This window comes from Pseudomonas sp. PSE1(2024), from assembly GCF_050990555.1.
In the GTDB taxonomy this organism is placed as follows: domain Bacteria; phylum Pseudomonadota; class Gammaproteobacteria; order Pseudomonadales; family Pseudomonadaceae; genus Aquipseudomonas; species Aquipseudomonas aphyarum.
The window spans coordinates 248,495-274,370 of sequence record NZ_CP158967.1 but is presented as its reverse complement, the minus strand read 5'-3'; the positions used below and the strand labels follow the sequence as shown (position 1 = coordinate 274,370).

22 protein-coding genes are annotated in these 25,876 nt (G+C 60.7%); 4 read left to right on the top strand and 18 right to left on the bottom strand.

Going from position 1 to position 25,876, the window contains the following annotated elements; all coding sequences use genetic code 11:
- Positions 1-16 precede the first annotated feature (16 nt).
- Genes ABTV87_RS01170 through ABTV87_RS01160 form a run of 3 tightly spaced genes read right to left on the bottom strand, consistent with a single transcriptional unit; the run spans position 17 to position 5,231 of the window.
- Positions 17-3,070: an efflux RND transporter permease subunit gene (locus ABTV87_RS01170; RefSeq protein WP_433898872.1), complete on the bottom strand. Its 3,054-nt coding sequence runs from the start codon at positions 3,068-3,070 to the stop codon at positions 17-19.
- Positions 3,067-4,131, bottom strand: coding sequence for an efflux RND transporter periplasmic adaptor subunit (locus ABTV87_RS01165; protein WP_085608592.1), 1,065 nt, complete (start codon positions 4,129-4,131; stop codon positions 3,067-3,069). Before ABTV87_RS01165 ends, ABTV87_RS01170 begins: the two co-directional genes overlap by 4 nt.
- Positions 4,128-5,231, bottom strand: a complete 1,104-nt coding sequence (locus ABTV87_RS01160) for an efflux RND transporter periplasmic adaptor subunit (protein ID WP_085608591.1) — start codon at positions 5,229-5,231, stop codon at positions 4,128-4,130. Before ABTV87_RS01160 ends, ABTV87_RS01165 begins: the two co-directional genes overlap by 4 nt.
- A 144-nt stretch (positions 5,232-5,375) precedes the next feature.
- Between ABTV87_RS01160 and ABTV87_RS01155 the strand changes: the two genes are divergently transcribed.
- Entirely contained in the window at positions 5,376-6,536 is a 1,161-nt protein-coding gene (locus ABTV87_RS01155; RefSeq protein ID WP_433898871.1) for an AAA family ATPase, read from the top strand.
- A gap of 144 nt (positions 6,537-6,680) precedes the next feature.
- Here ABTV87_RS01155 and ABTV87_RS01150 read toward each other — a convergent pair whose 3' ends face one another.
- From ABTV87_RS01150 to ABTV87_RS01090, 13 genes are all read right to left on the bottom strand, one after another.
- Entirely contained in the window at positions 6,681-7,559 is an 879-nt protein-coding gene (locus tag ABTV87_RS01150; RefSeq protein ID WP_007952765.1) for a transporter substrate-binding domain-containing protein, read from the bottom strand.
- Positions 7,556-8,353: an amino acid ABC transporter ATP-binding protein gene (locus ABTV87_RS01145; protein ID WP_433898870.1), complete on the bottom strand. Its 798-nt coding sequence runs from the start codon at positions 8,351-8,353 to the stop codon at positions 7,556-7,558. The genes ABTV87_RS01150 and ABTV87_RS01145 overlap by 4 nt, the downstream gene beginning before the upstream one ends.
- The gene (locus tag ABTV87_RS01140; RefSeq protein ID WP_221533588.1) at positions 8,350-9,009 is read right to left on the bottom strand and encodes an amino acid ABC transporter permease; all 660 of its coding nucleotides are present in this window, start codon (positions 9,007-9,009) and stop codon (positions 8,350-8,352) included. Before ABTV87_RS01140 ends, ABTV87_RS01145 begins: the two co-directional genes overlap by 4 nt.
- Positions 8,990-9,655 (bottom strand): amino acid ABC transporter permease, encoded by a 666-nt coding sequence (locus ABTV87_RS01135; protein ID WP_007918712.1) that lies wholly within the window; start codon positions 9,653-9,655, stop codon positions 8,990-8,992. The genes ABTV87_RS01140 and ABTV87_RS01135 overlap by 20 nt, the downstream gene beginning before the upstream one ends.
- A 598-nt stretch (positions 9,656-10,253) precedes the next feature.
- Entirely contained in the window at positions 10,254-11,051 is a 798-nt protein-coding gene (locus ABTV87_RS01130; protein WP_011331930.1) for a MetQ/NlpA family ABC transporter substrate-binding protein, read from the bottom strand.
- Between the two features lie 164 nt (positions 11,052-11,215).
- Positions 11,216-12,148, bottom strand: coding sequence for a sigma 54-interacting transcriptional regulator (locus tag ABTV87_RS01125; protein ID WP_433898869.1), 933 nt, complete (start codon positions 12,146-12,148; stop codon positions 11,216-11,218).
- A gap of 57 nt (positions 12,149-12,205) precedes the next feature.
- Positions 12,206-12,787, bottom strand: a complete 582-nt coding sequence (locus ABTV87_RS01120) for an alpha/beta hydrolase (protein ID WP_007952774.1) — start codon at positions 12,785-12,787, stop codon at positions 12,206-12,208.
- A 169-nt stretch (positions 12,788-12,956) separates the two neighbouring features.
- Entirely contained in the window at positions 12,957-13,358 is a 402-nt protein-coding gene (locus tag ABTV87_RS01115; protein WP_003220570.1) for an ExbD/TolR family protein, read from the bottom strand.
- 1 nt (position 13,359) lies between these two features.
- Positions 13,360-14,085 carry a MotA/TolQ/ExbB proton channel family protein gene (locus ABTV87_RS01110; RefSeq protein ID WP_085608585.1) on the bottom strand — a complete coding sequence of 242 codons (726 nt, stop codon included), beginning with the start codon at positions 14,083-14,085 and terminating at the stop codon, positions 13,360-13,362.
- A gap of 45 nt (positions 14,086-14,130) precedes the next feature.
- Positions 14,131-14,943 (bottom strand): energy transducer TonB, encoded by an 813-nt coding sequence (locus ABTV87_RS01105; RefSeq protein WP_221533586.1) that lies wholly within the window; start codon positions 14,941-14,943, stop codon positions 14,131-14,133.
- 379 nt (positions 14,944-15,322) lie between these two features.
- On the bottom strand, positions 15,323-15,649 hold the full coding sequence (locus ABTV87_RS01100; protein ID WP_039764506.1) for a hypothetical protein: 327 nt from the start codon (positions 15,647-15,649) through the stop codon (positions 15,323-15,325).
- Between the two features lie 181 nt (positions 15,650-15,830).
- Positions 15,831-17,174, bottom strand: a complete 1,344-nt coding sequence (locus ABTV87_RS01095) for an aryl-sulfate sulfotransferase (RefSeq protein WP_258712721.1) — start codon at positions 17,172-17,174, stop codon at positions 15,831-15,833.
- A 23-nt stretch (positions 17,175-17,197) separates the two neighbouring features.
- On the bottom strand, positions 17,198-19,558 hold the full coding sequence (locus tag ABTV87_RS01090) for a TonB-dependent receptor (protein WP_236187784.1): 2,361 nt from the start codon (positions 19,556-19,558) through the stop codon (positions 17,198-17,200).
- A gap of 165 nt (positions 19,559-19,723) precedes the next feature.
- Between ABTV87_RS01090 and ABTV87_RS01085 the strand changes: the two genes are divergently transcribed.
- Entirely contained in the window at positions 19,724-20,668 is a 945-nt protein-coding gene (locus ABTV87_RS01085) for a LysR family transcriptional regulator (RefSeq protein ID WP_236193010.1), read from the top strand.
- Between the two features lie 190 nt (positions 20,669-20,858).
- Entirely contained in the window at positions 20,859-22,469 is a 1,611-nt protein-coding gene (locus tag ABTV87_RS01080) for an alkaline phosphatase family protein (RefSeq protein ID WP_007952789.1), read from the top strand.
- 137 nt (positions 22,470-22,606) lie between these two features.
- Here ABTV87_RS01080 and ABTV87_RS01075 read toward each other — a convergent pair whose 3' ends face one another.
- Positions 22,607-23,527 carry a TauD/TfdA dioxygenase family protein gene (locus tag ABTV87_RS01075; protein WP_007952791.1) on the bottom strand — a complete coding sequence of 307 codons (921 nt, stop codon included), beginning with the start codon at positions 23,525-23,527 and terminating at the stop codon, positions 22,607-22,609.
- A gap of 180 nt (positions 23,528-23,707) precedes the next feature.
- Between ABTV87_RS01075 and ABTV87_RS01070 the strand changes: the two genes are divergently transcribed.
- Positions 23,708-24,628: a LysR family transcriptional regulator gene (locus ABTV87_RS01070; protein WP_085608580.1), complete on the top strand. Its 921-nt coding sequence runs from the start codon at positions 23,708-23,710 to the stop codon at positions 24,626-24,628.
- A gap of 39 nt (positions 24,629-24,667) precedes the next feature.
- On the opposite strand, the gene ABTV87_RS01065 is transcribed toward ABTV87_RS01070, so the two are convergent.
- Entirely contained in the window at positions 24,668-25,681 is a 1,014-nt protein-coding gene (locus ABTV87_RS01065) for an ABC transporter substrate-binding protein (RefSeq protein WP_433898868.1), read from the bottom strand.
- Between the last annotated feature and the right edge of the window lie 195 nt (positions 25,682-25,876).

Below are 25,876 nucleotides of genomic sequence, written 5' to 3'. Positions count from 1 at the left end.
GCGCAAGGCGCTCGCCTTACTGCGCCTCTTTCTTCGGCTCGCGAATCTTGTACCAGGCCACGTATAGCGCTGGCAGAAACAGCAGCGTCAGCAGGGTCGCGATCACGATCCCGCCGATCATCGCGTAGGCCATCGGCCCCCAGAACACTTCCCGGGCGATCGGGATCATACCCATGCTCGCCGCCGCGGCGGTCAGCAGGATCGGGCGACGGCGGTGCTCGGTGGCTTCCACCACCGCATCCCACGGCGCGTAGCCTTTGCGCTCGAACTCGTCGATCTGGGTCACGAGGATCACCGAGTTGCGGATGATGATGCCGATCAGCGCCAGAATCCCGAGGATCGCCACGAAGCCCATCGGCGTGCCGGTCGGCACCAGCGCCAGCACCACGCCGATCAGCCCCAGCGGCGCAACACTGGCCACCAGGAACAGCTTCTGCACGCTGTGCAACTGGATCATCAGGAAGGTCGCCATCAGGAACAGCATCAGCGGCAACACCTTGGCAATCGGCCCCTGCGCCTTGCCACTCTCCTCGACCGTACCGCCGGTGGCGACCTTGTAGCCCACGGGTAGTTTGGCGGCGAAGTCATCAATGGACGGCTTGAGGATCTTCACCAGATCGGTCGGCTGAATCTCGTCACGCACCGACGCCTTGATGGTGATGGTCGGCAGGCGGTCACGACGCCACACCAGCGGCTGCTCCAGCTCATAACGAACCGTGGCGAAGGCCAGCAAAGGAATCGACGTGCCGTTGGGCGTGACAATCTGCAGGTTCTGCAGGGTTTCCGGCGTACCGCGTTCCGAACTCACCGCGCGACCGACTACGTTGATCAGGTAGATGTCGTCGTTGACCTGGGTCAGCGGCGCGCCACTGACGATGCTGTTCATCAGGTTCGCCACGTCTTCGGACGACAGCCCGAGCTGGCGCGCCTTGTCTTGGGCGATGTCGATTCGCAGGACTTTGCCTGGCTCGTTCCAGTCGTAAATGATCTCGCCGATGTGCTCGTTCTTGTCCAGTTCAGTCGCCAGGTCGATGGCATGCTTGCGCACCTGATCGATGTCCTTGCCGCTGATCCGGTACTGGATCGGACGCCCCACCGGCGGGCCCATTTCCAGCGCCTGCACGTAGCTGCCGATGCCGACGAAGTCTTTGTGCAGACGTTCGCGCAGGCGCTGGCTCAGGGCCTCGCGGGCTTCGAAGTCTTTGCTGACGATCACCAGTTGCGCGTAGTACGGGTTCTGCAATTGCTGGTCGAGTGGCAGGTAGAAACGGATCGCACCCTGGCCGATGTAGGTGCTCCAGCGCACGATGTCCGGGTCGCCCTTGAGCGTGGCCTCGAGCTTGTCGACGGCCTTGCGGGTTTCGTCGATCGAGGCGTTTTGCGGCAGGTTGAGGTCGACCAGGATTTCCGGTCGATCCGAGGACGGGAAGAACTGATTCTGCACAAACCGCATGCAGAACACCGCCAGCACAAACAACAGCACGGTGATGCCGATGGCCCACCAGCGATTGCGCATGCACCACAGCAAACCGCCATTGAATGCACGGCCAACGCGCCCCGGTTCGGCTTCATGGGGTTTCACGTTGGTGCTGAGAATGTGCACGCCGATCACCGGGGCGAAAAACACCGCCACGATCCAGGACACGATCATCGCCACGGCAATCACCGCGAACAGCGTGTAGGTGTACTCGCCGGCAGAACTGGCGTTGAGACCGATGGGGACGAAACCGGCGACCGTCACCAGCGTACCGGTGAGCATCGGGAACGCGGTCGAGGTGTAGGCGAACGTCGCCGCCTCCTCCTTGCTCTCGCCCATTTCCAGGCGCGTGACCATCATTTCCACGGTGATCATCGCGTCGTCCACCAAAAGGCCGAGGGCAATGATCAGAGCGCCGAGGGAAATCCGCTGCATGGTGATGCCGCTGTATTCCATGAACACGAACACCATCGCCAGCACCAGCGGGATCGAGCACGCCACCACCAGTCCGGCGCGCACGCCAAGGCTGATGAAGCTCACCACCAGCACGATCACCACCGCTTCGAACAAGGCACTGGTGAAGCCGCCAACGGCTTCCTCCACCACCACCGCCTGATCGGACACCGTGTGTACGCCCACGCCGACCGGCAGATCCGCCGTCAGCTCATCGATGCGTTTATGCAGGGCCTTGCCGAACTCCTGAACGTTGCCGCCCTTCTGCATGGCAATCGCCAGACCGATCGCCGGCTTGCCGTCGAAGCGGAATTCCGGGGTGGCCGGGTCGACGTAACCACGGGTGATGTCGGCCACGTCGGCCAGGCGATAGAAGCGGTCGTTGAGTTTGAGATTGACCTCGGCCAGGTCTTTTTCCGAAGCAAACTGCCCCGAAGTCCGCACGGAAATCCGCTCGGGTCCCGCCTCGATGACACCGGCCGGGGTCACCGCGTTCTGCGATTGCAGGCTCTGCACCACCTGACGCTGATCAATGCCCAGCGCCGCGAGTTTGCGGGTCGAGAAGTTCAGATAGATCACTTCGTCCTGCTGGCCGATCATTTCGATCTTGCCCAGCCCCGGCACATTGCGGATCTCGGCCCGCGCCTGTTCCACGTAATCGCGCAACTGACGCATGGTCAGGCCGTCGGCGGTGAAGGCGTACACCGAGCCGAACACGTCACCGAATTCGTCGTTGAATCCCGGCCCCTGAATGCCTTGCGGAAACTGCCCGCGAATGTCGTCGATCTTCTTGCGCACCTGATACCAGATTTCCGGAATGTCCTTGGCGCTGGTGGTGTCGCGCAGATACACGTACACCGTCGATTCGCCGGGGCGCGTGTAGCTTTTCACGTAATCGAGGGAGTCGAGCTCTTCGAGTTTTTTCTCGATGCGGTCGGTGACCTGCTTGAGGGTTTCTTCCTGGGTCGCGCCCGGCCATTTGGTCTGGATCACCATGGTCTTGATGGTGAACGACGGGTCTTCCTCGCGCCCCAGATTGAAGTAGGAGAACACCCCCATGAGCAATCCGACGAACATCAGATACCAGACGAAAGACTGATGCTTGAGGGCCCATTCGGAGAGATTGAAAGAGCCTTTCATTGACTGTCCTCGTCAAGTTTCACGGATTGTCCGGGTTTGAGACTGTTGACGCCGGCACTGACCACGCGCTCGCCGTTCTTCACGCCCCCCGCGAGCACCACGCTGCTGTCGGTGCGGCTGATCACGCTGACATCGCGCGGGTTGACGGTCTTGCTTTGGGTGTCGATGACCCAGATTCGCGGTTTGCCATCGACCTCCTGCAACGCGGTAACCGGCAATTCGATACGCGGCTTGATCGCCGAGCTAAGGGTGACGCTGATCGCCGTGCCGAGGCGGAAGCCGTCAGGCGTATTGGCCAGGGTCAATCGTGCGCGCCGGGTGCGCGTGGCGCTTTGTGCCTGCGGTTCGATCTCGCGCAGGGTCGCCGTGGTGTTGATGCTCGGATCGAGCTGCCCGGCCACCAGAAACACCACGTCGGACGGGATCTCATCGACCAGGGTGTCCGGCAGATCGATCACCGCTTCCTTGATGTCCGGTTGCGCCAGGGTCACCACTTGCTGGCCCGCCGTCACCACTTGCCCGGCCTCGGCGTTCCACGCGGTGACCACGGCTTTGTGATCGGAGCGCAGTTCGGTGTAATCGAGTTGATCCTTGCTTTGATTGACCGCCGCCCGCGCCTGATCCAGCGAAGCCTGGGTGGTTTTCAGGTCCGTCATGGCAATGTCCAGTTGCGCCTGCGCCCCGACGCCACGGTCGAACAGCGCTTGCTGACGGCGGGCATTGGCCTGGGCGTTGATCAGCTGTGCCTGTACCTTGGCCAGGTCGCCCTGGGCCGAACGCAGCTGGTTCTGCTGATCGGACGGATCGAGGGTGGCGAGCAGCGTGCCCTTCTGCACCTCGGTACCGACGTCGACGTTGCGGCTGGCAATGCGCCCGCCGACACGAAAACCGGTGTTGCTTTCATAGCGCGCCTGAATGCTGCCGGCGAAACGCCCGAGGTTTTCCTCGCTCATGGCTTCGACCTTGACCGACAACACCGGCCGTACCGGTTCCGGCGGTGGCTCGCTTTTCGAGCAGGCGGCCAGCAACACGCCAATGGATAACAGCCCCAGACGCTTCATGGCTGTGCTCCCGGTTGCAGATCCTTGTAGGTGTTTTCGGCAATTTCGACCTTCATGCCCGGATGCAGCAACTGCCCACCCGCAACAATGACTTTTTCCCCGCCCTTGAGGCCCTCGCTGATGATGACCTTGCCGATCAGGTAGCGGCTGACGGTGACGTTGTGCAACTGCGCTTCACCTTTATCGTCGACCATCCACACCGCCGGATCGCTGACGTTCTTGGTCAGCGCCGACCACGGTAATTCAACCGCCGACTTGCCGGTGCCCTTGGCCGTGGCGCTCACCACTGAGCCCAGTTGCATCCCCTGCGGCAGGCTGTCGAGGCTGACCTTGACCTGCACCGTGCCGGACTGCGCAGACACCGCCGGGGTGATTTCACGCACGGTGCCGGTGGTCTTGATGGCGGGGTTGTCGAGCAGACTGACGACGATCGAACGCTCCGCCGGCCGTTCGGCCAGCAGGGATTCGTAAACATTGAACACGGCGTCACGGTCGCCGTCCCGGGCCAAGCTGAAAATCGGTGCCGTGGCCTGAACCACCTGGCCGACTTCAGCCTGACGCTCAGTGATGACGCCCGGCGCATCGGCAATCAGCGAGGTGTAGCTCAGTTGATCCTTGGCATTGGCCAACTGCGCCTGGGCCGCACTCAAGGCACTCTGGCTGCTGCGCAAGGCGGCCTGCGCCGAATCGTATTCGCTCTGGCTGGTGTAGCCCTTGGGCAACAGTTTCTGCTGGCGGACGAACGCGGCGGCGCTCTGTTTGACCCGCGCCTGCTCGGCCACCACCTGGGCCTGGGCGGAATCGACGTTGGTCTGCAAATCCTTCGGATCGAGCTTGGCCAGCACTTGTTTGGCCGAGACCCGGTCACCGACATCGACCATGCGCTGGATGATCTTGCCGCCGACCCGGAACGACAGTTCGGTCTGCACGCGGGCCTGAACATCGCCGGTGAGGGTCACGGCGGCGGCGTAATTGGCGGGATTGACCTCCTGCACGAAGACCCGGGGCAGGTATTCGGCGGGGGCCTTTTTCTCGCCGCACGCGCTCAACAAAGCGAACAGACTCAGCATGACCGCTGTTTTCAATCCGGGACTCGCCATGCAGACTCCTTCCTGTGTACGAACGTGCAAGTGACGATACGACTGTGAGCTTAGAACAGGGTTCAACCTTCGTCCGGGCGATATATGCATTTCTGTGCAGCGAGTATCCTGACCCGGATTTCGGGGCACTCAAGAAGGATTTTCATGCTCAAGACCCTCGCGGTGGCCAATTACCGCTCGATCAATAAATTGGTAATCCCGCTGGGCCGTCTGAACCTGATCACCGGCCCCAACGGCAGCGGCAAGTCCAACCTTTACCGGGCGCTGCGGCTGTTGGCGGAAACCGCTCAGGGCGGCGTGGTCAATGCGTTGGCCCGAGAGGGTGGGCTCGACTCGACCTTCTGGGCCGGGCCGGAAACCATCAGCCGTCGCATGCGCAACGGTGAAGTGCCGATCCAGTCCACGGTGCGCCAAGGTGTCAAACGCCTGCGTCTGGGCTTTGCCGGGGAAGATTTCAGCTATTCGATCGCCCTGGGATTGCCGGAGCCAAGCCTCTCGTTCTTTTCCCTCGACCCGGAAATCAAAAAGGAATGCATCTGGGCCGGGCCGCTCTATCGTCCGGCCAGCCTGCTGGTGGATCGCGACGGGCCGATGATCCGTGCCCGTGAAGGTCGTGGCTGGGATGTTCTGGCGCAATACACGCCGAACTTCGACAGCCTGTTCGATCAGGTCGGCAGCCTGCGCACCTCGCCGGAAGTGTTCCAGATGCGCGAGTTCATCCGCCGCTGGCGCTTCTACGATCACTTTCGCAGCGACGCCGACGCCCCGGTACGCCAGCCGCAACTGGGCACGCGCACGTCGGTGCTGCACCACGACGGGCGCGATCTGGCAGCGGCGTTGCAGACCATCCGCGAGATCGGCGATCCCGAGGCGTTGCAGGCGGCGATCAGCGACGCCTTTCCCGGCGCACGGCTGAATATCGCACCGCTGGCGGGCGGACGCTTTGCCATCGAGTTTTTTCAGGAAGGATTGCTGCGGCCGTTGTCGGCGGCGGAACTGTCGGATGGCACGTTGCGCTATCTGCTGCTGGTCGCCGCGCTGCTGACGCCACGCCCGCCATCGCTGATGGTGCTGAACGAGCCGGAAACCAGCCTGCATCCGGACCTGCTGCCAGCGCTGGCGCGCTTGATCATCCGCGTGTCGGAGCAGTGTCAGGTGTGGGTGGTGTCCCATGCCCGGCGCTTGATTTCGGCGTTGCAGGAAGACCCGGAATGCAATTGCATCGTGCTGGAAAAAAACCTCGGCCAGACCGGGATCGTCGGGCAGAGGATTCTGGATGAGCCGGCGTGGAATTGGCCTGATTAGCCTCACACTCTCGATCCCACACCGTATCTGATCGTTCCCACGCTCTGCGTGGGAATGCCTCTGGGGACGCTCCGCGTCCAGTGACGCGGAGCGTCACGGGCTGCATTCCCACGCGGAGCGTAGGAACGATCATCTGTCAGGGAGTTAACCCTGCCACTTCCCGCCTTCAACAATCACGCTCTCTGGCTTGGTGTCATCACTCAGCTCTTTGCGCACATATTGGTCATACAGCTTGAGCAGGTATTTCTCTTCGCCCAGCTTGGCCAGTTCGGTGTTCACCCAGTCGCGCAATTCGATATTGCCCTTCTTCACCGCCGGGGCAATCGGCGCTTCGGCGCCAAGTTTTTCGTCCAGCACGCGGTAGCCCGGGTTCTGCTTGGCCCAGCTGAACAGCACCAGATTGTCCTGCGCGTAGGCATCGCCACGGCCGTTGGCCAGGGCTTGCAGGGACTCGGAGTTTTTCTCGAACTTCAGCAGTTTCCAGTCCGGGTGGTTCTTGGTCAGCCAGATATCGGCGGTAGTGCCGGTGGTGACGATGGTGGTGCGGGTCGCCAGGTCATCCAGTTTCTTCACTTCGCTGCCTTGGGGCACCAACGCCTGCACCGCGACCTTGAGGTTCGGATTGGTGAATTCCACCGCTTCCTTGCGCTCCGGGGTCACGGTCATGTTGGCGAGGATCAGGTCGACCTTGTCGCTTTGCAGGAACGGAATGCGGCTCGCCGGCTCGACGGCCACGAACTCGACCTTGTTTTCGTCGCCCAGCAGATCCTTGGCGAATTGACGGCCGATGTCGGTATCGAAGCCGACGTAACGCCCCGCTTCGTTGACGAAACCGAACGGCGGCTTGTCGGTGAACACGCCGACGATCAGTTTGTCGCGGGCCTTGATCTTGTCCAGGTAACCGGCCGGCGCGGTGCTTTCGCTGGCGACTTTGGGCTTGGCCGGTTCTTCGGTCTTGTTGCAGCCGGCCAGCAGCGCGAGGCTGATCAGCGGTAAAGCAAATAGGGCTTTGGCAGTTTTCATGGCAGTTCCAGTTCCTTGGGTTGAGTCGTTTTGGGCGAAGTCGTTGAAAGCAGTGCTTCAACGTAGGAGAACTTCTCCAGGAACTGCTGCGCGCGTGCGGTTTGCGGGTTCGTAAAGAAAAGCTCGGGCGGGTTCTGTTCAAGGATGCGCCCGGCATCCATGAACACGATGCGATCGGCCACCGCGCGGGCGAAGGCCATTTCGTGGGTGACGATCAACAGGGTCATGCCTTCGCGAGCCAGGCCCTGAATCACTTCCAGCACTTCCTTGACCATCTCCGGATCAAGGGCGGCGGTGACTTCGTCGAAGAGCATGACCCGCGGGTTCATGCACAACGAGCGAACGATGGCGATACGTTGCTGCTGGCCACCGGAGAGCTGGCGCGGAAAGGCGTCGCGCTTGTCCGACAGGCCCACGCGTTCAAGCAACGCTTCGGCTTGCTGCTGTGCTTCGCGGCGTTCGCGCTTCTGCACCTTGAGCGGGCCGAGCAGCAAATTGTCGAGCACGCTCATGTGCGGAAACAGGTGATAACTCTGGAACACCATGCCGATCTGCTGACGCACTTCGCGCCAGTCGGTGGCCTTGTCCAGCAATTCGCGGCCGGCGAATTTCAGAGAGCCACTGTGGGCGGTTTCCAGACCATTGAGGCAACGCAGCAGGGTGCTTTTGCCGCAGCCGCTGGGGCCGAGGATGACGATGACTTCGCCGGATTTCACTTGCAGGTCGATGCCCTTGAGCACCTGCTGTTCGCCGAAGAATTTGTTGAAGCCCTGAAACTCGATCAATGCGCTCATGCTTGCGTCCAGCGCCGCTCCAGCGCACGCGAGGCGGCCGACAGCGGGTAGCAGATGAAAAAGAAAAACAGGAACAGCGCGCCGTAGATCAGCACTGATTCGTAGGTCCGTTCGATGATCTGCTGGCCAACCTTGATCACATCCACCACACCGATCAGCACCGCCAGCGAACTGGTCTTGATGATCCGCGTGTAGACGTTGATGGTCGGTGGCGTCATGCGCTTCAGCGCCTGGGGCAACAGCACGTAGCCGTAGAGCTGCGCCGCGTTCAGGCCGATCGACAGCCCCGCCTCACGCTGCCCGCGCGGCAACGAATGCAACGCACCGCGCGCCACTTCGCCCACCTCGCTGGCGCCCCACAGCGACAGCACCAGCACCGCGCACCAGAAGCTCGGCAGGCTCAGGCCGAAGAAAATCGGCAGACCGAAAAACAGCAGGTACAACCAGACCAGCACCGGGATCGCCCGGAACAGTTCCAGATAGATCCGCAGCAGCGCGTTCAGCCATCGCACGTTGAGTGTGCGCAGCACGCCGTAGAGCACGCCGCCGACGGTGCTGATGGCGATGCTCAGGAACGAGATCGACAGGGTTTGCCCGGCGCCTTTTGCCAACTGCGGCAACGACACCCAGAGCAGTTCAAGACCCGAACTGGCCATGTTGGAGCCTCCTTTCCAGACGGCTCAACAGCAGCGACAGCGGCAGGAACAACAGCACGCAGATCAGCGTCAGCACGGCGAGCATTTCGTAGGTCTTGTAGTAGAGCGCGATGTAGCTTTTGGTGGTGTAGAGAATTTCCGGCACCGCCACGGCCGAGACCACGGTGGTCTCCTTGAGCAGGAAAATGAAGTTGGCGAACAGCGACGGCAGGCTGAGGATTCCGGCTTGCGGCAGGATCACGTAGCGCAGCAACTGGCCGTGGGACAAGCCGATGGAGCGACCGGATTCCAGTTGCGCCTGAGGCACCGCATCGACGCCGGCGCGCAGCACTTCGGTGAGGTAGGCGCCGCCGAGAAAAGTCATGGTGATGATCGCCGCAGTGAAACCGGAAACCTTGATCCCCAGCGCCGGCAGCGCGAAGTAGACGAAGAACAACTGGATCAGCAGCGGCGTGTTGCGCGCCAGCTCCACATACAGCCCGACCAGTTTTTGCAGGTAAGGCGTGCGGAACACCAGAATCGTCGCATTGAGCAATGCCACCAGCAGCGAGGTGCCAATGGCGATCAAACCGACCTGCAGCGTCACGCCCACGGCTTTGAGAAACGCCGGCAGGGTGCTGAGGATAAATGCGTAATCGAAGGTCATGAAACATCCTGACGCCGCTCGGTAAGCGACGGTGGTGCAGTCCATGGACAGCGGGTAACTGTCCGGCAGGCACCGACTTTAAAGGTATAAGAAAAAGAATTTAAATACCGTTAAAGCATATTGATATCACGCAAAAAACTATCCTGCGGGTTTGCCCCGACAGAATAAGAAGGCTATTTTTCCTTTCGCTGTAGGACGGATCTTTTTTTCGTAAAAGCCCTCCAAGGACGAACAGCTTTTGGCCAGACTCCCCCGGCCGACCCCATAACAAGGAAGAGAACATGGACGTAAAAGTGCCGCAGCGACCGGACCCGCAGGATTTCGTGAAATGGCTGGTGGCTTTGCGCAGGGCGCTGAAAACCAGCGCTGCGTAGCCCCCACTTCGATCGTTCCCACGTCGAGGCGTCGAACCCTCTGCGTGGGAATGCAGCCCGGGGCGCTCCGCGTCCCATCAAGAGCCGAACGCAGAGCGCCCGATGAGGCATTCCCACGCAGAGCGTGGGAACGATCATCGCAAACGCACACACAAAAACGCCGATGACCATCGCTGGTCATCGGCGTTTTTTTCAACCTTGAAGTGGGTTGCTGTTGCGTCGGATCAGAACGCCGGCAGTACCGCGCCGTTGTACTTCTTCTCGATGAACGCTTTGACTTCAGGGCTGGTCAGGGCAGCGGCCAGTTTCTTGATGGCGTCGCTGTTCTTGTTGTCTTCACGGGCGACCAGGAAGTTCACGTAAGGCGAATCAGCGCCTTCGATCACCAGGGCGTCCTTGGTCGGGTTCAACTTGGCTTCCAGCGCGTAGTTGGTGTTGATCATGTCCAGATCGACTTCTTTCAGAACGCGCGGCAGCAGGGCCGACTCCAGTTCCTTGAACTTGAAGTTGTGCGGGTTCTTGGCGATGTCTTTTGGCGTGGCCAGAGCGTTCTTAGGATCTTTCAGCTCGATCAGGCCAGCCTTCTGCAGCAGGATCAGTGCACGACCGCTGTTGCTGCCTTCGTTCGGAATGGCGATGGTGGCGCCGTCCGGCAGTTCGGCCAGGGTCTTGTACTTGCTCGAGTAGCCACCGAACGGTTCAACGTGAACACCTTGCACGGTCACCAGGTACTTGGCCTTGTCGTCCTTGTATTTGCCGGCGTTGAAGCTGTCCAGGTAAGGCTTGGTCTGGAAGTAGTTGGCGTCCAGACGCTTCTCGCCCACCTGTACGTTCGGCTGCACGTAGTCGGTGAAGACCTTGATTTCCAGATCCACGCCTTCTTTGGCGAGGGTCGGCTTGATCAGTTCGAGGATCTCGGCGTGCGGTACCGGCGTCGCAGCAACCACCAGTTTCTCGCCGGCCTGGGCCAGGGAAGCAGTCAGAGCAGCCGCCAATGCGGTAAACAACAGAACCTTTTTCATGCAGTGTCCTTATCGAAAATCGGTCGTCATCGACGACGGCATTAATACGTGTGCCAGCGATGTGCTACTGCTGGCGTGAAGCGGACAATACCGGGATTTTTTATTCCCGGACAATAACGTTTATTCAGCTTCATATTCCATTTTGTTCATGTTGAACAAAATGGTTACAACGCCTCGCTCAGGCTCAACAGCAATTCTTTCAATGCCTTACGTTCGTCGACGGTGCCGTTGAGGCTGATGTTCGCCACTTGACGTTCGATCTGAACCAGCGGCCCAGACACCTCGGGCAGGTTCAGGTGTTCTGGCAGAATTTCGTCGCCGGTACTCACCAGCAGCGCAAAATGAATGACGTTTTCCAGCTCCCGGGTGTTGCCCGGCCAGCTGTGCTGCTCCAGCACCTGTTGCGCCGCTTCGCTGATCAGCGGCACCGGCAGATCCAGGCGCTGGCTGTAGATGCCAAGGAAGTACTCGGCCAACGACAGAATGTCGCCGACCCGCGCGCGCAATGCCGGCAGTTCCAGATGCCCTTCGCTGAGATAGTGATAAAGCCGCTCGTGGAATTTCCCCGCCGCCACTGCTTGGGCCAGATCGATGCTGGTCGCAGCGACCAGGCGCACGTCCACGGGGCTTGGTTGATGTGCACCGACGCGGGTGACTTCGTGGTTTTCCAGGGCGGAAAGCAATTTGATCTGGATCGGCAGCGGCAGGTCGCCGATCTCGTCCAGGTACAAGGTGCCGCCGTTGGCCGAACCGAACCAGCCGGCGCGACTGCTGGCCGATCCGCTGTAGCTGCCGGCGGCGTAGCCGAACAACTCCGCATCGGCGTAGGTCGGGCTGATCGCCCCGCAATTGACCGAGACAAACAGCCCGCTGCGATCACTGGCGCGGTGTATGTGGCGGGCGAGCAATTCCTTGCCGGTGCCGGTCTCGCCGCGAATCAACACAGAGGTCGAGCGCGGTGCGAGCTGGGCCATTTCCTCGCGCAACTGACGCGAGCGTGGATCGACGAACACCAGCGCCTTGGCGCGGATGCTCAGGGGACTTTTTTCCGCATCGGGAAAGGTCAGCAACGGCTGACCGAAGGTTTCAAAACTCATGGCAGACTCCCGCCCCAAATCGCCGGGAGACGGGGGCGTTGAAAAAAATAAAAGTGATCAGGCACGGCGCCGGGCGTGATGTTCCATGCGGTTTTGCAGGCGATACAGATAAGCGAATCCCTGCTCCCAGCGTTGATGCCCGGACTTCACGTTGATATGGCCGGCGCCCGCGAGAATCCCCGCCTCGGCGCCCCAGTTGCGCGCCAGTTCCAGCGCACGCGGCGCACTGACGGCGGCGTCGTTGTCGGAGCTGACGACCTGGCTCGGGAAGGGCAGCAGATCGGTCGGGATCGGCGCGAAATTACGCAGTGCCGGCACGCACGCCGGACGCTCGACATCCGCTGGCGCAACCAGCAGCGCCCCGCGTACCTGACGCAAATGATGCAGCGGCGCGGTGGCCGCCCAGTGCGCCACAGTGATGCAGCCCAGGCTGTGCGCGATGAGAATCACCGGCGAGCTGTCGGCAGCAATTGCCTCAGCCAGCGCAGCGACCCAGTCTTCACGACGCGGCGTCAGCCAGTCGGCCTGCTCCACCCGCGCGCTGTTGGGCAGGCTGTTCTGCCAGTGGGTTTGCCAATGATCTTCTGGCGATCCTTGCCAGCCCGGCACAATCAGATAACGGATTGATTCGTTGCGCATGGGGGAGCTCTCCTGCGTCGTGTCTGTTCCTGAACGAGTATAGGGACGGGATTTATATTCGTTAAGGAATAAGAAGCTATTTATTAAGACCTGAAAAGAATATTAAGCATTGGGCAAAAAAAGGGGCCGCACCCTGCCAAGGAGACGGCCCCGGAAAAACGTGAAACCCTTATCGTGCAGTGATCACCGACAGCTTGGTGATGCCCGCCCGCTCAATCGAAGCCATGGCTCGCGCCACTTCGCCGTAATTCACCCCGTCGTCGGCCTGCAATTGCACGCGCACTTCCGGGTCCTTCGCCTTGGCCGACTTGAGGTTGAACTCCAGCAGGTCCGGCTGGATTTCGTCCTTGTTGATAAATAGTTTTCCAGCACCGTCGATGCTCACCACCAACGGGTCTTTCTGCTCGACCGGCGCCACCGCTTCGGTCTTCGGCAGGTTGATCGGTATCGCGTTGGTCAAAAGCGGCGCGGTGACGATGAACACCACCAGCAACACCAGCATCACGTCCACCAGCGGCGTCACGTTGATCTCGCTCAGCACCTCGTCGCTGTCTTGCGTGGAGAAGGCCATATCAGGACGCCTCCTTCACTTTTGTTGCGTTGCCCTGGGCCGCTGCCTTATGCGCGGTCGGGTGGATCAGCACGCGGAACGCGCTCTTTTGCGCCAGGCTGTAGAAGTCGTGGGCAAAGTCGTCCAGATCCGCCGCCGTCAGTTTCAGACGACGCAAAAAGTAGTTGTAAACCAGCACCGCCGGCACCGCGACCGCGATCCCTACACCGGTGGCGACCAGCGCTGCACCGATGGGCCCCGCGACCGTTTCCAGGCTCGCCGAACCCGCCGCGCTGATGCCTTTCAACGCTTCCATGATTCCCCACACCGTGCCGAACAGACCAATGAACGGCGAGGTGCTGCCAATACTCGCGACCACCGCCAGACCGGTTTCCAGCGAACGACGCTCGCGGACGATCTGCTGGCGCAAGGCACGTTCGAGACGATCCTGATGATTGATCGCCTGGCTCAGGTCATTGGCCTGCGGCGCCTCGCCCACCTGGATCGCCGCATAACCGGCCTGTGCCACCCGCGCTGCCGCGCCGGGCTGGGTTTCGCTCAACTCGGCGGCGGAGTCCAGACTCGACGCCGCCCAGAAGCGCTTGTGAAATTTGCGGTCCTGCGCCTTCAACCGGCCGAACTGCAGCGCCTTGAGCAAGGCCAGGCCCCAGGTGGCGACAGAGAAGACCACCAGCAGCCAGATCACCGCGCTTTCGATGGATTCCAGTGGAGATGCCAGTAACGTCATGATGTGTTCCCTCGTGTAAACGTTTAGCGCGAAATTGGTTTCGGTTTAATGAATCTTGAAATCGATGGGTACGCTGACCCAGCCGTCCTGGGCGACATCACCCTGCTTGGCCGGCACGAAGCTCCAGCGCTTCACAGCGTCCAGCGCCGCATCGTCGAGCTGTTGCCGGCCACTGCTTTTCTGAATCTGGATCTCGCCCGGTTTGCCGCTGGCCAACACGTGTACCCGCAACAACACCGTGCCTTCCCAACCGCGACGCTGGGCCAGCGACGGATACTCCGGCGCCGGGTTCTTCAGGTACGCGGCGTTGGCCGAGGCCGGCGTCACCGGAGCAGGCGCCGGTGGTGCAGGTGGCGCTGGCGCGGCGACCGGAGCGGCCGGTTGTGGCGGAGCCGGGGGTTGCTCGACGGCTTTTGGCGCTGGTTTCGATACAGGTTTGGCGACCGGTTTCGGTTTGGGAATCGGCTTCGGTTTCGGTGGTGGCTTGGTTGCCAGTTCGTCCTCCACCGGTGGCGGAGGCTCGACCACAGGCGCCGGTGGTGGCGGTACAACCACAGGTGGTGCCGGTGGCGCCGGGCGCGAAAACTCGATGGTCATCGGTGGAATTTCCGGCGGCACGATCGGCAGCGCCGGTGTCGGATGCTGGTTGATCCAGTAGATCACCGCGCCATGCACCACCAGCGCCAGAACGCCGAGCAGAATCGTTTCGCGGCGGCTCAGAATGCCCTTGGGCGCGCGCTGCAAACGCAGCTGCCCCAACGGCACACGATGGGGCCGGCCGAGATCGACCAACTCGCCGCTCGGCGCCTGGCGCCACAGCACCTCCTGTGCACTGGCGGCGGTCTGGACATTGCCCATTGATTTACTCCCTGCGGTCTCTTTGCGTTTTTTCGCGTAGCCGATTCGCCGCTTGTTGAATCCCCCACGGCGTGATCGATGGGTCAATCATTGGGCTAGACGCTTATCTCCGAAAGTAATCTTTCATGTTATGAATAGACGCTTATGGAATATATGAAACGGTCATTTCCGCCAAAGCCACGGCCTGCAAGGCTTCCAGCGATTCGCCGAAATCGACATGCTTTCCTGGCATAAAAAGTATTCATCCAAGGCATTGGGTTATCGATGACCCGGGATTCAGTGACAACTAATGCCAAGGTGATAGTTGACGAGCTTTTTAAGAGGTAAATAAAAAGGCCGATGCATGTTTAATGCATCGGCCTTCGATTTACGGAATTTCTTATTGCTTCAGAAACTCACCACCCAAATTCACAACTTCACCATCGAAGTTCACGCGCGAGCCGGTAGCCCGGAGTTTCGCGTAGTTGTGATCAGGCGAAAACAGCGTCCAGGTCTGATAACCACTATTTCCGTTCTGAGCCAGCACCGCGATTGTAGTCGGGTTGCCGGTGCTGTTCTGGAAGTGGTAGTTCCCGTAACGGATGTCATAATTCACGCCACCCTGGCTGAGGGTGCCGCTGAAGCTGCCATTGGAATCATTACCGTCGGTGATAACCAGCTTGGCGCCAGAGTTGGCATTTACATAAGTGCCATTAATGCTCGACATAACGAGATTTCCTTTATCGTTGGATAAGTGTCTTCCGATGAGAGCAAGTTTCCTCCTGGAAACTCACGACACTCAGGATGGTTGGACATTCATTTATTGTCCACGCGACTTTTCAACGAAATTGCTATATGCACTATTCATGTCGCTCATAACTTATTTCGATTCGGAAGACTCTTAATAACTAACGACTGGCATTGGTTTGTTGCACACCAATGGCCGGCGCAATCACTGCCGTTTCCGAGCGCGGCGTTCCTGCCGGCACCCAGTCATAACTCACAGGAAGGGCCCGATAGACCCAGTTGCTGATCGCGTCGCTGCCCGGCGCCTTGCCCAGATAAGGGCTGACGTATTCCCAGACGTTTTCACCACTGGCCGTCACCTGGAAAAACCGCCCGTTCATGCCTTCATCGATCAGCGTATTGCCGTTGGGCAAGCGCCGCGCGCTGCTGATGAACGAGCTGTAGAACGCCCACCCCGGCTGCTTCGAATTGGCGGCGCTGTACTGCCAGACGATTTCATTTTTCACCGGGTCGATCTCCAGCACCCGCGAACCGGAAATCAGCCCCAGCGTGACGTTCGGGTAACCCGCCGAACCCTGGTTGTCGAACACCAGCAGATTGCCCGCGCCGGGCAATCCGGCCGGGATGATGTGCGCGTCATGCTGACCGACGAACTGGTCCACCGGGCGCGGGATTTTCTGCGCGGTTTTCGGATTGGCCAACGGCAGATTCGGCCCCAGGCGCCAGACCACCTTGCCGCTGTGTTTGTCGATGATCGCGATGAAGTTGGCGTTGCGCGAATCGATCAGCAGGTTGTCCGGGTTGAAGCGCTTGTCGCCGGCATCGAACCACTTGTTCGGCCCGACCAGGCTGAGGTTGTTGATGTGCAAGTAATCCGGATTTTCACTGGCGCGAACCAGCTTCAACTGCTCGGCGGTGAAGCCGAATTCGTTCAAGTGATCCGACGCCAGCCACTGCCATTTCACCGCACCGGCGGGGCTGACTTCATAGATCGCGTCATCGATCACCTCGGGCACCTTGAAGCCTTTGACCTTGTGCACCTTGTTCGCCAGCACCACGGTGTTGCCGTTGCTCAGGCGACGCTGATCGTGATGCTGTTGCGCCGCACCACCGGGCGCCTTGTCGCCCCACTGCCAGACGACTTTGCCATTCCAGTCCAGCTCGCCGACGCTCTGATTGCCGAGGCCATTGCCGGCGGAGCCGAGCTTGCCTGGATCCTTTTCGCTCAGTTGCAGCAACACATGGCCGCGCTCGCCACCCACCAGTTTCGGGTCGATGATCGCCGACGGGAAACCCGACTGCGGCCAGTTCTTGACCTCGTTGCCGTTCATGTCGATCAGGTGCGTCTGCTTGTCGGCACCGCTGAAGATCACATATTGATTGAAGGCCTTGGCCGGGTCGTAACGGGTGACGCCGGTGGGGTAGACGCTGGGCGCGGCGAGCGCCCCGGCACTGAGCACTGCGCCGGACAACAACACCGGTAAAGCGGTTTTGATGCGCAACATGATGCAGCTCCTTGAAGGGTCGATCAGAAGTCATAGCGACCGGTGACGCCAAGGGTGCGCGGCGTACCGAGCAGGCCTTCGTAACCGCCGTTGCCGCCGGTCCACAGGGTCGTGTAGTAGGTTTTGTCGAAGGCGTTTTTCAGCCACAGCGAGACGTCCCACTGACCCTGATTGAAATCGCCGCGCAGGCCGGTGGAGAGATTGACCACCGCATAGCTCGGGATCTGGCCATAGTCGGAATCTTCGACCGTGCCCACCGCTTTGGAGCGGAACGCGTAGCTGCCGGTGACGTAAGGTTGCAGGCCGTTATCCAGATTCCATTCGTACTTGCCGTTGGCGTTGCCGATCCATTTCGAGGCGCCGACCACCTGATGACCGCTGAGGTCGCACGAGGCCGGAGCACCCGGTGCCTGGCTGACTTCCGGCGGGCACGGCGCGTCCTTGTACGAGAGGTAACTGACGTCGTTGTACGAGCCGTTGAAGTTCAGCGTCAGGCCGCGCAACGGGATCACGGTGCTCTCGAACTCCACGCCGCGCGAGCGCACTGAACCGGCGTTGGTCAGGTATTGCACACGGTTGACGTCGTCGTAGGCGTTGGTCTGGTAAGCGTTGACCTGAGTCCAGAACACGTTGGCGTTGAGCTGCAAACGCCGATCCCAGAGCGTGCTCTTGAAGCCGAGTTCGGCGTTGTTGGCGCGCTCGGTGCCGATCAGCAACGAGTCGGCACCAGCGGTCGGGGCCGAGCCGACCACGAGGTTGACCCCGCCGGATTTTTCGCCGTGAGACAAGGTGGCGTAGCCGAGCAGATCATCGGTGAAGCGATAGCTGAGGTTGAGCAATCCGGACGGGCTGGAGCTGTACTGATTCAGGTCGCCGGAATCGTAGGCGCCGGTCCGGCCGCGTCGCGCGGTGGCGGCGGCACCCGTGACAGCGGCGCCACCGACCGGCGCATCACGATTGACCCAGGCGTTCTTCTCTTCATAGGTGCCACGCACCCCGGCGGTGAAATCCAGACGCGGGGTCAGGTGCCAGGTGCCTTGGGCGAACAGCGCGAAGCTGTCGGTCTTGATATGGCCACGGCCGACACTGTTGACGTTGGCCAGTGCACCCCGTGGCGTGCCGTTCCAGATGTCTGCCTGCGGGCCGTAATAGGCGAAGGATTTGTTGTCCAGGTCCGAGCCGAAATAGTAGGCACCGAGGACGTAATCGAAGAACTCGCCCTTGGGCGACGCGAGGCGAAATTCCTGGGAATACTGTTTGTCCTCCACCGACACCCCGGCGTTGTAGGTCGCCGGCACGTTGAGACCGTCGTCGTTGCGCGGGGTGAAATTCCAGAAGCGGTAAGAGCTGACCGAGGTCAGGGTGAAGTCGCTCGGAAGGGTCCAGTTGGCCTCCACCGACGTGCCGCCCTGATGCACGGTGACGTGCTGGTCATTGTCCAGATTGACCTTGCGGTGCGAGCCGTTGACCAGCGTCGCACCGGCAGCGGCGGCGCGGGCCGAGTAGAGATTGACGCCGTTGATGGTCGGCCCGGTGTTGTACAGCACGCGGGTGCCGGCGCTGGAATCCTCTTCGTTGTAGTCACCGATCCAGCGCAGATTGAAGTTTTCGTTGGGTTTGAACAGCAACTGCGCACGGAAGCCGTCGCGGGAACCGCCGTTCAGGTCATGGCCGTTGAATTCGTTCTTGATGTCACCGTCGCTGCGGGTGCGATAGGCCGACAAACGCCCGGCCAGCACATCGTTGAGCGGCCCGGAAATCGTGCCCTTGGTCTGGAAATAACCGTCCTCGCCGACCGAGGTTTCGATGCTGCGTTCCGGGGTAAAACTCGGTGCGCGGGTGCTGATGTTGATCACCCCGGCGGTGGTGTTCTTGCCGAATAAAGTCCCCTGCGGCCCGCGCAGGACTTCGAGCTGTTCGATGTCCATCAGGTCGAACACCGCCATCCCCGGGCGACCCAGATAAACGTTGTCGATGTACAGCCCGACGCTGCCTTCCAGACCGTCGCTGGCCGGGTTGTTGCCCAGGCCCCGGATCGACACGCTGGACTGGCGCGCATGCATGTAGGCGACGTTGACGCTGGGCACCAGTTGCTGCAGATCCTGAATCCGGTAGACCCGTTGCGTCTCCAAAGTCGTGCCGCTCACCACGCTCATGGGCGTCGGCACGTCCTGAGAACTTTCTTCGCGACGGCGGGTGGTGACGGTCACGGTTTCCAGTTGCGAAGTGGCGGTCGCGGTCTTGCCTGCCGGTGCCGGCACAGGGGTTTCCGTTTCCGCAGCGTAGCCGTGGGTCCAGCTGGCACTCCCCGCCAGCAACAGGGCCAGAGGCAGACGTTTGAGCCGTCGTGGCGGCGGCGGTGAAGCGAGGTTCAACGGACTCATGGGGCTGCTCCTGGTCAAAAAACACGCAGACATCTTCCGTGCTGCATATTCTTTTAAGTTATTTATTTATGTTTTTACAAAGATTTACTGCATAAGAGATTGCCTTTATAAGGAGTCGACCTAATGCATATCCAATGCATTTCCCGGATTTTTTTTATGTGAAAAATGCATATCGACTTGCGCCAGCTCAGACACTTCATCGCCCTCGCCGAACAACGCAGCTTCGTCGCCGGCGCGCAGGCGGTGAACCTGTCGCAGTCGGCATTCAGCCGCAGCATTCAGGCGCTGGAACACAGCGTCGGTTGTCAGTTGGTGGATCGCGGGCGCAAGGAATTGCCACCGACCAAACAGGGCCAGGTGCTGCTTGAACATGCGCGGCGACTGGTCAGCGGTGCGCAGCAGATGGCCAACGAGATCAGCCAGTTCAACGGGCTGGAGGCGGGGGAATTGCGCTTCGGTTGCGGCCCGGCGCCGGCGGCAGGATTGATCCCGCGAGCGATCGGCAGCTTCATCGGCCGATACCCGAAAGCGCGGGTGCATTACCAGGTCGATGACTGGCAGAGCCTGAGCAAACGGCTGCTGAGCGAAGAGTTCGAATTCTTCGTTGCCGATACTCGGCACTTCGAGGCGGATCCGGATTATCTGACCCACCGGTTGCGACCGCGCAAATGGCATTTCTGCTGCCGCTCCGGGCATCCGCTGGCCGCATCGGATCGGGTCACGGCCGAGCAATTGATGAGTTATCCACTGGCCGTGAGCATTCGTCCGCCGAATCTACGCAAGGTCATCGTCGATCTTAGTGGCCGCCCGGATTTCGTCCCGAATGTGGAGTGCGAGAACAGCGCCAGCCTGCTCGGCGTGGTGCTGCGCTCCGACGCGATCGGCATCGTCGGCGCCTATTCGGATGCGCTGCATCAGGCCCGGGGTGAGTTGGTGTGCTTGAAGGTCGAAGGGTTGGCGGATGATCTGGAGGAGCTTTACACCCGTTACGGAATTGTCAGCCGCGCCGGGTATCGGTTGTCGCCACTGGCCGAGGCGATGATCGAGCAGATCAAGGCGATCGATGCGGTGGAAGAAGAGGTGTGTTCACTGGAGAACTTTGCCGTCTGACACACCGCCTTCGCGAGCAAGCCCGCTCTCACATTTGAAACGCGTACTCCTGTGGGAGCGGGCTTGCTCGCGAAGAGGCCGGTACAGGCGCCAATGCATTTCTTGCATGAAACACATTCCCCGAATGCACTTGCCGAACACCCTCGCCGAAAGCGAAAAACCTCGCCTGTCTTTCTGACTGGTGAACCCCATGTCCAACCCGCAAAACCCTGTGCGCAACGTGCTGTACATCATGTGCGATCAGCTGCGCCGCGATTACCTGTCCTGCTACGGCCACCCGCACCTGCACACCCCGAACATCGATCGCCTGGCCGCCGCCGGCGTGCGCTTCAGCCGCGCCTATACACAGGGCACGATCTGCGGGCCGTCGCGGATGTCGGCCTACACCGGGCGCTATGTCAGCAGCCATCAAGTAGCGTGGAACGCGGTGCCGCTGCCGCTGGAAGAACTGACCATCGGCGATTACCTGCGGCCCCACGGCATTCGTACTGCGCTGGTCGGCAAGACCCACGCCACGGCCAACGTGGATGCCTTGCAGCGGCTGGCGATCAACCCCGAAAGCGCCCAGGCCGAAGTGCTCAACGAAGTCGGCTTCGAGCCGTACTTTCGACACGACGGCATCTTCCCGGACGATCCACTGTTCGATGACAAACGCGAATCCGCGCCTTACACCCATTACCTGCGGGAACAGGGTTTCGAAGGGCGTAACCCCTGGCACGACTGGGCCAACGCGGCCGAAGGCGACAACGGCGAAATCCTCAGCGGCTGGAAAATGCGCAATGCCCATTTGCCAGCGCGAATTCCCGAGCAACATTCAGAGACTGTCTACACTACAAATCGAGCCATCGACTTCATCGGTGAGCAAGGTGAAAAACCGTGGTTTTTACACCTGTCCTATATCAAACCCCACTGGCCCTACATCGTACCGGCGCCATACCACACCTTGTACAGTACGAAATCGATTCTCGAACCGGTACGTAATGCCTCTCCAAGCGACCACCCGGTCTATCAGGCCTTTCGCCAGCATGAGGAAAGCCTGAATTTCTCCAAAGATCCGGTACGACTGAACGTAATCCCGACGTACATGGGCCTGGTCAAACAGGTCGATGATCAGTTGGGGCGGCTGTTCGATTTCCTGCAAAGCAACGGTCGCTGGGAGGACACGCTGATCGTGTTCACCAGCGATCACGGCGACTTTCTGGGCGATCACTGGCTGGGCGAGAAGGAGTTTTTGCTGGAGCAGGCGGTGGGCGTCCCCCTGATCGTGCGCGACCCGCGTGCGGCGGCGGATGTCACGCGGGGCACGGTGGACGAACGCCTGGCGGAAACCATCGACGGCGTGCCGACCTTTCTCGAAGCGCTGGGTGTGAGGGGCGCCGAGCATCGACTGGAGGGTCGCTCGTTGATTCCGCTGCTGCACGGTGAAAGTCCTGACTGGCGCCGCTATGCGATCAGCGAATACGACTATGCCTTCCAGGCCCCGGCACGTGAGCGACTGGGCCAGCCGATCGACCGCTGCCGCATGACCATGGTGCGCAGCGAGCGCTGGAAATACCTGGCGTACGACGGCTTCCGGCCGCAGCTTTTCGATCTGTTGAATGACCCGCAGGAGCTGCAGGATCTGGGCGCTGATCCGGCGTATGCGGCAGTGCGCGAGGAGCATGCGGGGTATCTGTTCGAGTGGGTGCGCGGGTTGAAGCGGCGCACGACCATCAGTCATCAGGAGATTGATTTGCGTGGGCAGCGGTTTCGTTATGGGGAGCCGGAGACCGAGAAGCTCGTTCAGATTGGCGTCTGGTGATTGAGATTGTTGTTGATCGTTCCCACGCTCCGCGTGGGAATGCAGCCCGGGACGCTCCGCGTCCCAAAGCGGACGCAGAGCGTCCCTTGAGGCATTCCCACGCAGACGGTTCGACGCCTCGACGTGGGAACGATCAGTCAGACGCCGACGATTTCTGCGCCTTTGATGGTCTGGCTACGCTGCCCATTCGCCCCGACCGGCACTTCCCCTTTGAGCGTCACCCGACGCACCACACGATCCTGAGTGCCGTAATCATCAATCGCATAATGCTGCGTCGAGCGGTTATCCCAGATCGCCACGTCACCGGCCTTCCAGCGCCAGCGCACGACGTTCTCCTGGCGAATCACATGGCTCTGCAGCAAGCCGAACAGGTGCGCCGAATCAGCCTGGGAATAGCCCTTGATGCGCTTGACGAAATGCCCCAGCAACAAGCTCTTTTCGCCGCTGATCGGGTGCACACGCACCACCGGGTGCTCGGTCTCGTAGACGGTCGAGGTGAAGATCTTGCGATAGCGCTCGAGCTTCTCCGCCGACACGTCCGGCTTCACGGCGGCGTAGTCGTACTCGTTGCTGTGCACAGCCACCAGTTTGTCTGCCAGCTCACGCAATTCAGTCGGCAGTTCGTTGTACGCGGTCGCGGTGTTCGCCCACAGCGTGTCGCCACCGAACGCCGGAGCCACCACCGAACGCAGGATCGAGGCTTTCGGGTAGGCATCGACGAAGGTCACGTCGGTGTGCCAGGAGTTGGCGCGCTGCCCTTCGGCGCCGTCCAGTTCCAGCAGATAACGGGTGCCCTCGCGGGACGGCACGGTCGGGTGCGCCACGGGCTCGCCGAGCAGATGCGCGAAGGCTTCCTGACGTTGATCGTCGAGCTGGGTCTGCTCGCGGAAGAACACGACCTTGTACTGGATCAGCGCCTGTTGAATGGCTTCAACCGTCGCGGCATCCAGCTCACCGGACAGGTGCACTCCACGGATTTCGGCGCCGATACGGCCGGCCACCGGATGAATGTCCAGCGCGTGGACAGCGGGTTTTACAGCGAGTGCGGCATTGCTCATGGGTAGACCCTCATCGACTGCTTGCGGTTGGACGGCAGCGAAACAACGCTCTATCTATATTCCATTTACATCTAATAGATATTCACATGCTTCGTTGACGGAATAAGAGCTTGCATTTAAAACCTCAAGCAACCTCGTCGCAAATGCCTTCGAGCTATTTTTAGGATGCCGGAAAAGCATATGGATCTTCGCCAGTTGCGCTACTTCATCGCCCTCAACGAACACCGCAGTTTTGTCCGTGCGGCTGACGCCATGGGCATCACTCAACCGGCGTTCAGCCGCAGTATTCAGGGGCTGGAGCAGGAGTTCGGCTGCGTGCTGGTGGATCGCGGCAACAAGGATCTGCGCCCCACGCCCGAAGGCCAGGTGGTTCTGCAACACGCCCTCACCCTGGTGCAGGGCGCCGCATTACTCAGCGCCGAAGTGACGCAGATGACCAAGCTCGACGCTGGCGAACTGCACTTCGGTTGCGGCCCGGCGCCGGCGGTAAAACTGGTGCCGGACGCGGTGGCGCAATTCATCAATGCGCACCCGAAAGTGCGCACCTGTTTTCAGGTGGATAACTGGGAAAAACTCAGCCGCGCCCTGAGCCGCGAAGAGATCGAATTCTTCATCGCCGACATCCGCCATTTCGAGTCCGACCCGAACTTCCAGACCCAGCCGCTGACACCCAAGCGCGGGGTGTTTTTCTGCCGGCCGGGGCATCCGCTGCTGGCCAAGGAAAGCCTGTCGACCAACGACATGTTCGACTACCCGCTGGCGACCACGCTGATCCCGCCGGGCATTCGCAAACTGCTGGCAAATCTCAGCGGGCGGATCGATTTCTCACCGACCATCGAGACCGAGCATTTTCCAGCGCTGGTGAAAGTGGTGCTGCAATCCGACGCGATTGGCGTGGGCACTGAAGAGGCGTTTGTCGAGGACATCGCCCAAGGCTCGCTGGCGCTGCTGCACTGGCGCAATCTGCCGCAGAACCTGGAGAGCATGAATGCGCGATGCGGGATAGTGAGCCGCACGGGATTCCGGCTGTCACCGGCGGCGCGGGCGATGATCGAGACGCTGGTGGCGGTGGATAAACAGGCGATCAGCGTCGCGGTTTGAGGGTCATTCCCACGCCTTGCGCGGGAATGACTGCATGACTCAGAGCTTCGCGGCCGCCAGCTCAGGCGCCACCCACTCGTTCACCTTGAACGGCTTGCGAATCAGCTTCTGCTGCGCCGCCAGATCCACCTTGCCCTGCAGGTTTTCGAGGAACAGCGGATCCAGTGTCGACGGGAACACTTCGCTCAGGTTCTGATCCTTCAGATCCTGGGTCAGGATCACTGGCGGATAGCTCGCGAGTCCCGACACAAGCTGCACGTAAGCGTCCTTGTTGCTGTCCTGAGTCAGCCACTCCACTGCCTGCTGCTGCGCCTTGAGCAGCTTCGCCACGGCTTCCGGATGCCCGTCGACAAACTTGCCGGTGCCCACCAGCACCGCCTGCACACTGCCGGCGCCACCGAGGTCTTTGGTGTTAAGCGGCAACTCGGCCAGGCCTTTGGCCTGCAATGCAGTCAGCCCGGAACTGCCCCACGACGCATCGATCTGCTTCGCCGCCAGCGCCGCAACCGCTGCGTTGAAATCGAGGTTGATCACTTTCACGTCCTTCTCGCTCAGGCCCACGCTGGCCAGCGCCGCATCGAACGACAGCTGGGTCGCGGTGCCCCGGAAGATCGCCACGCGCTTGCCTTTGAGATCCTGCAGCGTCTTGATCCCCGAACCCGGCACCACGCCCAGGTATTGCTTCACACCCCGGGCGCTGGCGCTGAGCAGGCGCGTATCCAGACCGTTGGACTTGCCGATGATGGCCGCCAGATCTCCGAGATAGGCCAGATCCACCTGACCGTTGGCGAACGCCTCGTTGATCACCGGCCCGGCGCCCTTGAAGAAGCTCCACTGAATCTTGATGCCCTGATCGGCGAAGGCCTTTTCGAAGATCTGCTGATCGCGCAGCACGTCCACGATGCCCCCGCCGCTGTGTTGAGTACCCGCGCTCAGATCAGGCACGGCAATCCTGATTTCCTTGAGCTCGTCGGCCTGGGCAGAGAACGCCAGCAGACCCGCCAGCGCCGGCGCGGCAAACAGACTGATGACACGTTTGAAGGGAAGGTTCATGGGTGCGGCTCCTGATCACGGCGGGCATTGAGGAGCCGAAAGTAGGCGCAATCCGTATCAGCGTTTAAATACTTAAAAAGCACATTTTTATAGCTTTTCAAGCTAAGCCAGCAAAGTCGGGACATGCAGAGCAGTATGCATGGAGAGCATCGAAAATATTCTTCAAATGCATTGGATGCGCGCCGGGCTGGAGGC

What these genes read in the sequence shown, in the direction of transcription:
- ABTV87_RS01070 (WP_085608580.1), top strand. Translation starts at nt 23,708, where the DNA reads ATGGATCTTCGCCAGTTGCGCTACTTCATCGCCCTCAACGAACACCGC.
- ABTV87_RS01090 (WP_236187784.1), bottom strand. Translation starts at nt 19,558, where the DNA reads ATGAGTCCGTTGAACCTCGCTTCACCGCCGCCGCCACGACGGCTCAAA.
- ABTV87_RS01165 (WP_085608592.1), bottom strand. Translation starts at nt 4,131, where the DNA reads ATGAAGCGTCTGGGGCTGTTATCCATTGGCGTGTTGCTGGCCGCCTGC.
- ABTV87_RS01160 (WP_085608591.1), bottom strand. Translation starts at nt 5,231, where the DNA reads ATGGCGAGTCCCGGATTGAAAACAGCGGTCATGCTGAGTCTGTTCGCT.
- ABTV87_RS01115 (WP_003220570.1), bottom strand. Translation starts at nt 13,358, where the DNA reads ATGGCCTTCTCCACGCAAGACAGCGACGAGGTGCTGAGCGAGATCAAC.
- ABTV87_RS01120 (WP_007952774.1), bottom strand. Translation starts at nt 12,787, where the DNA reads ATGCGCAACGAATCAATCCGTTATCTGATTGTGCCGGGCTGGCAAGGA.
- ABTV87_RS01075 (WP_007952791.1), bottom strand. Translation starts at nt 23,527, where the DNA reads ATGAGCAATGCCGCACTCGCTGTAAAACCCGCTGTCCACGCGCTGGAC.
- ABTV87_RS01105 (WP_221533586.1), bottom strand. Translation starts at nt 14,943, where the DNA reads ATGGGCAATGTCCAGACCGCCGCCAGTGCACAGGAGGTGCTGTGGCGC.
- ABTV87_RS01145 (WP_433898870.1), bottom strand. Translation starts at nt 8,353, where the DNA reads ATGAGCGCATTGATCGAGTTTCAGGGCTTCAACAAATTCTTCGGCGAA.
- ABTV87_RS01100 (WP_039764506.1), bottom strand. Translation starts at nt 15,649, where the DNA reads ATGTCGAGCATTAATGGCACTTATGTAAATGCCAACTCTGGCGCCAAG.
- ABTV87_RS01170 (WP_433898872.1), bottom strand. Translation starts at nt 3,070, where the DNA reads ATGAAAGGCTCTTTCAATCTCTCCGAATGGGCCCTCAAGCATCAGTCT.
- ABTV87_RS01085 (WP_236193010.1), top strand. Translation starts at nt 19,724, where the DNA reads ATGCATATCGACTTGCGCCAGCTCAGACACTTCATCGCCCTCGCCGAA.
- ABTV87_RS01140 (WP_221533588.1), bottom strand. Translation starts at nt 9,009, where the DNA reads ATGGCCAGTTCGGGTCTTGAACTGCTCTGGGTGTCGTTGCCGCAGTTG.
- ABTV87_RS01135 (WP_007918712.1), bottom strand. Translation starts at nt 9,655, where the DNA reads ATGACCTTCGATTACGCATTTATCCTCAGCACCCTGCCGGCGTTTCTC.
- ABTV87_RS01125 (WP_433898869.1), bottom strand. Translation starts at nt 12,148, where the DNA reads ATGAGTTTTGAAACCTTCGGTCAGCCGTTGCTGACCTTTCCCGATGCG.
- ABTV87_RS01095 (WP_258712721.1), bottom strand. Translation starts at nt 17,174, where the DNA reads ATGTTGCGCATCAAAACCGCTTTACCGGTGTTGTTGTCCGGCGCAGTG.
- ABTV87_RS01080 (WP_007952789.1), top strand. Translation starts at nt 20,859, where the DNA reads ATGTCCAACCCGCAAAACCCTGTGCGCAACGTGCTGTACATCATGTGC.
- ABTV87_RS01110 (WP_085608585.1), bottom strand. Translation starts at nt 14,085, where the DNA reads ATGACGTTACTGGCATCTCCACTGGAATCCATCGAAAGCGCGGTGATC.
- ABTV87_RS01155 (WP_433898871.1), top strand. Translation starts at nt 5,376, where the DNA reads ATGCTCAAGACCCTCGCGGTGGCCAATTACCGCTCGATCAATAAATTG.
- ABTV87_RS01130 (WP_011331930.1), bottom strand. Translation starts at nt 11,051, where the DNA reads ATGAAAAAGGTTCTGTTGTTTACCGCATTGGCGGCTGCTCTGACTGCT.
- ABTV87_RS01150 (WP_007952765.1), bottom strand. Translation starts at nt 7,559, where the DNA reads ATGAAAACTGCCAAAGCCCTATTTGCTTTACCGCTGATCAGCCTCGCG.
- ABTV87_RS01065 (WP_433898868.1), bottom strand. Translation starts at nt 25,681, where the DNA reads ATGAACCTTCCCTTCAAACGTGTCATCAGTCTGTTTGCCGCGCCGGCG.